Origin of the sequence: Candidatus Culexarchaeum yellowstonense (assembly GCF_024707025.1) — an archaeon.
GTDB lineage: Archaea > Thermoproteota > Methanomethylicia > Culexarchaeales > Culexarchaeaceae > Culexarchaeum.
Map to the genome: position 1 here is coordinate 1 of NZ_JANGFQ010000207.1, position 2201 is coordinate 2201.

The 2201-nt window shown below is 36.9% G+C and carries 3 protein-coding genes; 2 read left to right on the plus strand and 1 reads right to left on the minus strand.

The genetic code is table 11. The annotated features are described in order from the left end of the window. The first annotated feature begins 259 nt into the window (after positions 1–259). Together MRT15_RS11210 and MRT15_RS11215 are read left to right on the plus strand one after the other, a co-directional pair. A complete protein-coding gene (locus MRT15_RS11210; protein ID WP_304330294.1) occupies positions 260–871 on the plus strand; it encodes an N-acetylmuramoyl-L-alanine amidase in 612 nt (203 codons plus the stop codon). A gap of 190 nt (positions 872–1061) precedes the next feature. After that, positions 1062–1250 carry a hypothetical protein gene (locus MRT15_RS11215; protein WP_304330295.1) on the plus strand — a complete coding sequence of 63 codons (189 nt, stop codon included), beginning with the start codon at positions 1062–1064 and terminating at the stop codon, positions 1248–1250. 55 nt (positions 1251–1305) lie between these two features. On the opposite strand, the gene MRT15_RS11220 is transcribed toward MRT15_RS11215, so the two are convergent. Further along, positions 1306–2010 (minus strand): hypothetical protein, encoded by a 705-nt coding sequence (locus tag MRT15_RS11220; protein ID WP_304330296.1) that lies wholly within the window; start codon positions 2008–2010, stop codon positions 1306–1308. Positions 2011–2201 lie beyond the last annotated feature (191 nt).

Sequence of the window (2201 nt, forward strand, 5' to 3'; positions counted from 1 at the left end):
GCATAAACATTCTGTGTGGAGCACAATATCATTATTGTAAGTGGTATTATCATCCAATAATGAATCTTTAAAATCATAGATCATCTTCCAAAAAATATTGATGAATAATTTATTTAAGGTTTCCCAGACAATCAACCTTCTATCAATTGAATTCCTAAAATTTTTAACTTTCCACAGAAACTTATTGTTTATTGATATCCATATGAGGGGAATGTTTAAAGTGTTTTTCGGTACATTAATTTGTATTGTGGTGGTATTTATGATTTCAACTCTAAACTTTCCATATCATAGGGTAGGTGAAGTCCTTACAGATTATGGTGATGCAATATGGATTCCTGCAAACAATAATAATTTCTCTCAAAGTGATTGTGCTCGTGATGTGAGGTGGATTGTGATCCATAGCATTGAGGGGTCTGCTGATGACGCTTTAAATTGGTTTCAGAATGAGAAGGCTAAGGTGAGTGCACATTACGTAATCGATTATAATGGGAAGATATATCAAATGGTTAGGGAGAAGGATATTGCTTGGCATGCTGGAAACTGGAAGTATAATGTCTACTCCATAGGCATTGAACATGCTGGATTCGCGGATAAAAACATGTTCACAGATGAAGAGTACATTGCATCCGCAAAGCTAGTTGCATACCTATGCAGAAAGTATAACATTACAATAATACATTGGGAGGGAATTGCACCTGAAGATCCCACCAATGGTAGCGGGATAATTGGGCATAATCAAGTCCCAGACCCTAAGAATCCAAAACTTGGAGGTGGAATAAATCATCACAGCGATCCCGGAAAATTCTGGAATTGGGATTACTTCATAAATCTAGTTAAGAAATTCTATTCTCAAATGAGTGTGGGTGGTTAAATTAGCAATCCTCGGATGAGCATCCAATTTCAAACGAATATTCAACTGTATTGTGATGATTAAATTTGTAAGCTAAAATGAAATAACCGTTACTATCATATGTTTTGCAGTATTCTAGATAATTCTTTAGCATCTAAAACTCGTATTCAAGAATGAGAAAGGCTAAAATTTTCCATTGGAGTAGTATGAAGTGGAGGAGGTAATGGTGGCGAAATGTCCTCATGGTGAAGTTGAATTTCTAGGTGAGCAAAGGGGGGAGAGGGGATCAAACAAGTACTATAGATGTTTAAAGTGCGGAGCCGTTCTAATACTATCTGAAGAAGGGATTTTATATGAGATCATGAAGGGAGAAGAGAAGAAAACGGAAAGTAAAACTTAAGACTTAAACTTGACTTTAAATTCATTCACTATGAATGGGATTTGTAGTTATGATGTTAACTCATCTTCGCTGGTATGCTTATAGCCACTATTATGCTTAGGGCTGCTGCCCAATCAGGGTTTCCCCTCTCAGTTATTTTGAGATTATGTGCTATTGCTAGGTTATCTATGTAGTATATTAATGGTTTACCTTGATCTGATGAAATCCTCCAAAACCTCTTCTTATCCCTTAAGATTCTCCCCCTCCTACCATTAAGGATGATTTCAGTGGTATGTGGTTTTTCAATGGCTTGTAATGCTTCTTCAACGCATTTCTCATGGAAGTCTAGTACGGAGTAGTCTGCTATCCTCAAGTGTAGCTTCCACTCTGCTAAGCTTAGCTCTCTTGAAATCTTAACGGTTTCCACAGCACTACCTTCCACTTCAGACCTATACTTTTCACCGATTACTATTGCTGGGGATATGTATGTGGATGAAAATGTCAGCAGCTCAGCAATCTCCCTGCATAAACCCTTTATTACAAGCCTTTCCACCAAGATTTTTATAGCCTCAATTGGATATGTAAGCTCCCTAAATGGTTTACCCATAAACTCTCTTAGTTTATCGCTATACTTCTCACATATTGATGGCGTTAACCCAAGATTCCTATACTTAAACCTCTTTGAAAGCCATTTAACCGATTCTAATGCTCCCTCCTCCTCTGGATCTAGTAGCACCACTCCACGTAGATTCTTAACTAAAGCCGCATATTTTGGAAACAAATCTTATCCCCAGTTACATTAAATTTGATGACCCTATTTACGTAAACTTTTTCTCTTAGTTTACAATATAGCCTTTTTGGATGATGAGAGTTATGTCCACTGATTTATGAGGAATCCCAGGGGTATCTGACACAACACATAAATAAACTTTAATGTCATACCTTGTATGGTCATTGTGAGTTTCATGAACG

Coding starts and splice junctions, on each gene's coding strand:
- MRT15_RS11210 (WP_304330294.1), top strand. CDS start 260: ATGATTTCAACTCTAAACTTTCCATATCATAGGGTAGGTGAAGTCCTT.